The organism is uncultured Oceanicoccus sp., from assembly GCF_963968385.1.
Classification (GTDB): domain Bacteria; phylum Pseudomonadota; class Gammaproteobacteria; order Pseudomonadales; family Dasaniaceae; genus Oceanicoccus.
Genome location: NZ_CAXAHB010000077.1, coordinates 1 through 7034, shown reverse-complemented (window position 1 = coordinate 7034; position 7034 = coordinate 1). Strand labels below are relative to the sequence as shown.

The window sequence follows — 7034 nt, the reverse complement described above, 5'->3', positions numbered from 1 at the left end:
ATAGGAATATAAAATGGACCAGAATAAGCAACAGAACAGTAACCGCCGTTTGGTTATTGGACTTTTTGCCAGCCTTTTGGGCTTGAGCGCTTTATTACTGGTGGCGTGTGCGCCTAGTCCTGCTATCCCGAAAACGGCACTCGACGATCAGCCACCGCGCATGGTCAGTGCGTTCTTTGGTTTGGATAATGAGATTCCGTCGATAAGGCTTAGGGGAGCCGATGGTATGCCGGTAACATTTACCAAGCGTGTCGCTGATCCTGGTTCGATTGAGCCTGAGGCATTTACGGTTGTCACTCGCTCCGGAGCAAAAATGCAACCCTTGCATGCTACTACGCGTCCTGCAAATGAGGCTATTAAGCGACATACTGTTTTGTTATTGGGCGAATTTGGCAATGAGCCTGAAGATCCTCCGGTAAAAGTTGAGTTGACAGGTCATTTGAATCTGGTTGGCGGTGATGACGCACACGGTCTGTCAGTAGAAGTGACGCCGCTGAAGGATGGTCCCTCGCTGGTATTGGCCTACGCCGTTAACCCCGAAGATTTCGGCAGTGATTATCCACCAGAAACTAAGCAGATTGTTGTTGTTATATGGAATGGTGGCGTAGAGCCAATAGCCGGCGTTAGCAATGAGGATCATCGTCTTGGATATACCATCGAGATGAAGGGGGGTGACATAGTCAACCCCATTGCCCTTGGCGATATAGGTGGAGACAATTACGAGTATCTCTATCTGGATACAGCAGCTACCCCTCTCCGTGTGAGTATGAAAGGCGGGTTACTGAAAGATCCGCGATCAGACCCGAATCCGGCCACCAGCGTTGAGGTGGCGGGCGCTGTGGATCGTTAAAAATCGCAGTCCCTAGGGGAGATGTATTTGACTACCTGACGGCATGCCCCTTTTAGTCAGCTATAATTTATCTTAGGGTGTGGCGTCAGCGATCTAAATCTGATAGGTTTGTCGGTTTGCAGCTGTAAGCTCGTGCTAGGACTGGGTCATCAGTCAGACATAGCTAATAGGGTGATAAATAGGGCGACAAACGATGATATTGTCACTTGATTGATTAGATTATCCTTAGTTTAAACCGTCAAACAGTTCAACAAGTTTAAGCCAGTCTTGATAGAGCGCCGCGCGAATCAGTTAATTATAAGTAGTTGGCAATCAATGGTAGCCAGCAAACAGTGAGACCTAGCAATGCCCAAGAAAAAAGCAGCTCCGGCAAGCAATTTTAAAAACTTTACTCCTTACAAAGCTAAGAAAAATGAAGAGTATATGAATGAAAATCAGCGCGAGCACTTCCGCCAGATTTTGTTGGCATGGAAGGCTGAGCTGATGGAGGAAGTTGATCGTACGGTAACTCATATGAAGGATGAGGCGGCAAATTTTCCTGATCCCGCCGATCGCGCGACTCAGGAAGAAGAATTCAGCCTTGAACTTCGCACTCGCGACCGCGAGCGTAAACTGATCAAAAAAATCGAAGGCACCATTAATTTGATTGATGCTGATGATTATGGGTACTGTGAAACCTGCGGCGTAGAGATTGGCATTCAGCGTTTGGAGGCCCGTCCAACAGCTAGCCAGTGTATTGATTGTAAAACGCTGGATGAAATCAAAGAAAAACAGCAGTTGGGTTAATATTCTAACCCTTCACTGCAAATCGAATAACGGGAGAGTTCATCGCTGGACTCTCCCGTTTCTTTTTACCCGACGGTAATTTTTATGTCCGGTTATATTGGTCGCTTTGCTCCTTCACCCACCGGCTTATTACATATTGGCTCGCTGATTGGTGCACTGGCCAGTTATTTAGATGCCAGAGCGAATCAAGGCCGGTGGTTAGTAAGAATGGAAGATCTCGATCCACCGCGGGAAATGCCTGGCGCCGCCTCGGCCATTTTACAAAGTTTGGAAGATCATGGTTTGACTTGGGATGGTGAAGTGCTTTGGCAAAGTCAGAGGCATGACGTCTACCGGCAGGTGATTAATGATTTACTGCGCGCCAATCAAGCCTTTTATTGCACCTGTTCCCGACGTGATCTGCAGCAGAGTAAGGGTATCTATCAGGGCCGATGTAGAGGTCGTCTAACTGCACCAGCCGATCAAGACTTTGCCTGTCGTTTGCAGGTTGATAATCAATCGATGGCTGTCGATGACGCAATTCAAGGCCACTTTTCCCAGCAATTAGAGCGCGAGGTGGGCGATGTAATCTTGCAACGCAAGGATGGTTTATTTGCTTATCAATTAGCGGTGGTGGTCGATGATGCCTATCAAGGTATTACCCATATAGTGCGCGGTGCTGATTTATTGGATTCAACCCCCAGACAAATTTATCTACAGCGAGTGCTTGGTTATACCACGCCGCAATACGGCCATTTTCCGGTTATCACCGATGAGCAAGGCGAAAAGTTTAGTAAGCAAACTTTTGCTACGGCGATTGACAGCGCGGATGCGTGTAACAACTTGTGTCTGGCGCTGGCTTTTTTGCAGCAGCCTTTACCGCCGGTGGAATTATGCCAAGAAGTTGAGGCTATATTAGCTTGGGCTGTAGAGCACTGGTCGATTGATAGTATTCCTAGCGAGTTGGGGATTGTTAAATCTTAGGACGAAAACAAGATAAGGTGACTAAGAGTCTAGCTAAAGTCTGTTCTGTCACCTGCCTAGATTTTTGCCGCTTTGCCGCTTTGCCACTTTGCAACTTGGCAGCCCCTTGCGTACTATCCACCTAGCATCTATCACTATTGTGTAGCAGACAAATCCAAAGAGTTAAACGGTTATGCATATTAGGCCTAGCTTACTATTATTACTGCTGGTTATTTTTGTATTCGCTCCGTCGATTCAGGAGTGGGTAGCGCAAGGTGGCTCAGTCTGGTATCGCCCCTACCTGTTGTGGTTAGTCACCATTGTTATCGTGTGGTGGACTATCCACCGATACGAACGCCGCCAAAACGCGCTTAACAAAAAGGAAAAATCCTCAAATGAGTTTTGAGCTATCGCAGTTATTTATTATTGGTATTGGATACCTGCTACTGCTGTTTGGCATTGCTCATATTACCGACCGTGGCTGGATACCCGATCGGTTAATTCGTCACCCCTTAATTTACGTATTGTCGCTGGGCGTGTTTGCCAGTGCTTGGTCAATATATGGCGTAGTGGCGCTAGCGCATGAATACGGCTATGGGTTCCTTTCTTATTATCTGGGCGTGGCGGGGACTTTTATTTTAGCGCCGTTATTATTGCTACCGATTTTACGAATTGTCAGAACCTATTTGCATAGCTCGTTGGCTGATGTGCTCACCTTCCGTTATCGCACCCAGTGGGCAGGTTCATTGATGACCTTGTTTATGGTGCTGGCGGTATGGCCCCTACTGGCATTACAGATTCAGGCGGTGGCCGAAAGTATTCATATACTCACCATTGTGGGCGCCGACGATAATGTTCCGCTTGCCAAAGAAATGCGCCATAACGAATTAGCATTTCTTTTTTGCCTAGCCATTTGTCTTTTTACTATTTCATTCGGCTCCAAACATCTTACTGCTCACGAGCGCCATAATGGTTTGGTGGTGGCGATTGCTTTCGAATCAGTGATTAAATTAATTGCCTTGTTGGCGGTCGGTTTTGCTGCGGTATATCAAGTCTTTGGTGGTTTTGAGGGTATGGAGCAATGGCTGTATGCCAACCCAGACATCGTTTCTTTATTAAATTCACCAATGCGTGAAGACTCCGCTCGTGCGCTACTGTTGATTTTCTTCTCTGCGGCAGTCGCTATGCCCCATTTTTTTCATATGATTTTTGCTGAAAACCCCAATGTCAAAGTGATGCAAATAGCGAGTTGGGGGGTGCCATTATTTTTAATGTTAATGAGCTTGCCAATATTACCGATTTTATGGGCCGGTTTTAAATTAGATACGATGATCCCGCCAGAATACTTTAGCTTGGCGATCGGTATCGAGCTAAAATCATCGGCGCTAGCTGTTTTGGTTTATCTCGGTGGTTTATCGGCAGCTAGCGGTGCAGTTATCGTGACAACTTTGGCGCTGGCATCGATGTGCTTAAAGCATTTGATTCTTCCTCTATATCGTCCTAGTACCGATCATGATATTTACCGTTGGTTGTTATGGATTCGCCGCATACTGATTGTCTTTATTATCTTAACCGGCTATGCGTTTTATCACTTTATTGCAGGTCGCGAAACACTATCGAATCTAGGTCTGACGGCGTTTATTGGTACCTTGCAGTTTTTCCCCGGGATATTGGCTGGGTTGCATTGGCAGGGGGCTAATCGTAAAGGCTTTGTCGCTGGGTTAATTACCGGTTTTGTGATCTGGTTTGTCACCTTGTTGTTGCCGATTATCACCGCCTTTGAACCAGCATCAATCGGCAGACTTTATTTTAATTTGGTTGATGACGACTTATGGTCTGCTGTCACCATCGTTTCCCTAGGGATGAATGTTTTGGTGTTTGTTGTGGTTTCCATCATTACCACCACCTCAGAAGAAGAAAAAAATGTAGCAGAAATTTATGCTACCGATGACCTTAGTCGTCCGATGCGCCGCCTGTTAAGTGTGAAAAATCCGCAACAAATGAAAAGCCAGCTAGCAACGGCCTTAGGTACCCGCACCGCTCAACGTGAAGTTGACCGTGCGCTGCATGAAATGAAGCTGCCCGATAATGAAAGTCGGCCTTTTGCGCTACGTCGTTTACGCTATCGGGTAGAAGCTAATTTATCTGGTTTGTTAGGGCCATCGGTTTCGCACGATATGATTAATCAGTTGCTTCCTTATGAGAGTGACTCCCATGTCGGCGGTGGTGAAGATATTAATTTGATTGAAGTGAAGTTAGAAAATTACAAAGTACACCTGACCGGTTTGGCGGCAGATTTAGATAACCTTCGACGCTATCATCGACAAACTCTGCAAGATTTACCCGTGGGTGTTTGTTCGTTGGGGCAAGATGGTGAAATTTTATTATGGAATAATGCTATTGCTAATTTTACAGGGATTAAAACCCTTGATGTCATTGGCTCTAATTTACGCAGTTTGCGTAAACCTTGGGGTGATTTGCTGAGTAATTTTCTGCAACTGCCACAGGCTCGTTTATACAAGCAGAGCTATGAAAATGGCGGCAGTAGTTACTGGTTTAATCTGCATAAAACAGTAGTCGACGTTACCGATGAACTAACCGATGGTTGCGTTATCGTGTTAGAAAACATTACCGACGTGCAAGTACTGGAAGATGGCTTGATGCATAGTGAGCGTCTAGCATTGATTGGTCGGCTAGCGGCAGGGGTTGCCCATGAGGTCGGTAATCCGGTAACCGGTATTGCTTGTCTGGCGCAAAACCTTCGTTACGATACCGATAATCCGGAGAGCCTTAAAGTGGGTCGCGAAATTTTAGTGCAGACCGACAGGATTTCAAAAATCGTACAAACTTTGGTGAATTTTGCTCACGCCGGTGATGAAAGCGTGAACAAGGAATTGGCCCCTGTTCGTATCAAGCTTTGTGTCGAAGAGGCAATCCATTTATTGCAGCTTAACAAGGCGGCCAAGCAGATTCGTTTTGAAAATCGCTGTGATGAGGACCACTGTGTTATGGGTGATACCCAGCGCTTATTACAGGTGTTTGTTAATTTGCTGAGTAATGCCAGAGACGCCAGCCCTGAACAGAGTATGGTTGTTATTGATACCGAAGCACACGACCAGCAGATTTATATTCATGTAACCGACTGCGGTAGTGGTATTAGTAAGGAAAATCAGGAACAGATTTTTGACCCCTTTTTCACCACCAAAGAAGCGGGTGATGGGACAGGCTTGGGCTTATCGCTAGTCTACAGCATCGTCGATGATCTTAACGGCAATATTAGTGTAGAGAGCCCGATAGACCCAGAGCGCGGTGGCACCCGTTTTACGCTGAAATTTTATCAGTGACCGGGTCGTCGCCCGGCCAGAAGAGGGTTTTATGTGACTTTGTCACTAGAAAAAAATAGGTAGACAGGTTATGTTACCCGAATACACATTGTGATACTGGCAAACAACCCGTCAAACGCCGTTCTTTAATGCCTGATGGACTGAAAAAACTAGAGATATTCTAAGGTATCGTTGATGAAAAAGATTCTAATTGTTGAAGACGAAACGGTTATCCGTAGCGCGTTGCAAAAACTGTTAGAGCGGCATAACTATGAAGTGAGTGAGGCGGGCGCTGTCAACGAGGCGTTAGATAACTTCGAGCTTGGCAGTTTTGATCTGATTATCAGTGATTTGCGTCTCCCTGGTGCCCCTGGCACCGATCTAATCAAGCTGGCTGGTGATGTGCCGGTATTGGTTATGACCAGCTATGCCAGCCTGCGCTCGGCGGTCGATTCTATGAAAAGCGGTGCTGTGGATTATATTGCCAAACCCTTTGATCATGATGAAATGCTGGATGCAGTAGCCGCTATTATCGCCAATCATTCCCTGCAGGGCACCACTGAAGAGCAACGTGCCAGCAGTGCCAAGCGTGGATATACCAATCTGGGTGGCATGATTGGTGACTGCAAGCCCATGATGAAGCTCTATGAGCACATCAATAAAGTGGCGCCAACAGAAGCGACTATTTTGGTTCATGGTGAGACCGGTACCGGTAAAGAACTGGTCGCCAAAGCAATCCATGTTTATAGCCATCGTGCCGAACAGCCTTTTATTAGTGTCAACTGTGCCGCCATTCCTGAGACATTGATCGAGTCCGAACTATTCGGCTATGAGAAAGGTGCGTTTACCGGCGCCAACACCAACCGCATGGGTTTAATTGAAGCCGCGGACGGAGGTACTTTGTTCCTCGATGAGATTGGTGAGTTACCGCTGGAGGCTCAGGCTCGGTTGCTGCGTTTTATTCAGGAAAATGAAATTCGTCGTATTGGTTCGGTCGAATCTCGCAAGGTCGATGTGCGTTTAATTTGTGCAACGCATAGAGACCTGAAAACGCTGGCGCAGCAAAACCAGTTTCGTCCGGATTTATATTACCGTATTAATGTTATGCAATTGATATTGCCGCCACTGCGTCA

6 protein-coding genes are annotated in these 7034 nt (G+C 46.5%); all 6 read left to right on the top strand.

Annotation, left to right across the window (positions count from 1 at the left end):
• Positions 1–13 precede the first annotated feature (13 nt).
• A complete protein-coding gene (locus AACP44_RS07815; protein WP_339339949.1) occupies positions 14–850 on the top strand; it encodes a hypothetical protein in 837 nt (278 codons plus the stop codon).
• A 345-nt stretch (positions 851–1195) separates the two neighbouring features.
• Positions 1196–1636 (top strand): RNA polymerase-binding protein DksA, encoded by a 441-nt coding sequence (gene dksA, locus AACP44_RS07810; RefSeq protein WP_339339948.1) that lies wholly within the window; start codon positions 1196–1198, stop codon positions 1634–1636.
• An 84-nt stretch (positions 1637–1720) separates the two neighbouring features.
• Positions 1721–2599, top strand: a complete 879-nt coding sequence (gene gluQRS / locus AACP44_RS07805; protein ID WP_339339947.1) for a tRNA glutamyl-Q(34) synthetase GluQRS — start codon at positions 1721–1723, stop codon at positions 2597–2599.
• Between the two features lie 172 nt (positions 2600–2771).
• The gene (locus tag AACP44_RS07800; RefSeq protein ID WP_339339945.1) at positions 2772–2984 is read left to right on the top strand and encodes a hypothetical protein; all 213 of its coding nucleotides are present in this window, start codon (positions 2772–2774) and stop codon (positions 2982–2984) included.
• Positions 2974–5922 (top strand): ATP-binding protein, encoded by a 2949-nt coding sequence (locus AACP44_RS07795; RefSeq protein ID WP_339339943.1) that lies wholly within the window; start codon positions 2974–2976, stop codon positions 5920–5922. The genes AACP44_RS07800 and AACP44_RS07795 overlap by 11 nt, the downstream gene beginning before the upstream one ends.
• Positions 5923–6096: 174 nt before the next feature.
• The coding region (locus AACP44_RS07790; protein ID WP_339339942.1) for a sigma-54 dependent transcriptional regulator at positions 6097–7034 on the top strand (938 nt) is incomplete at its 3' end.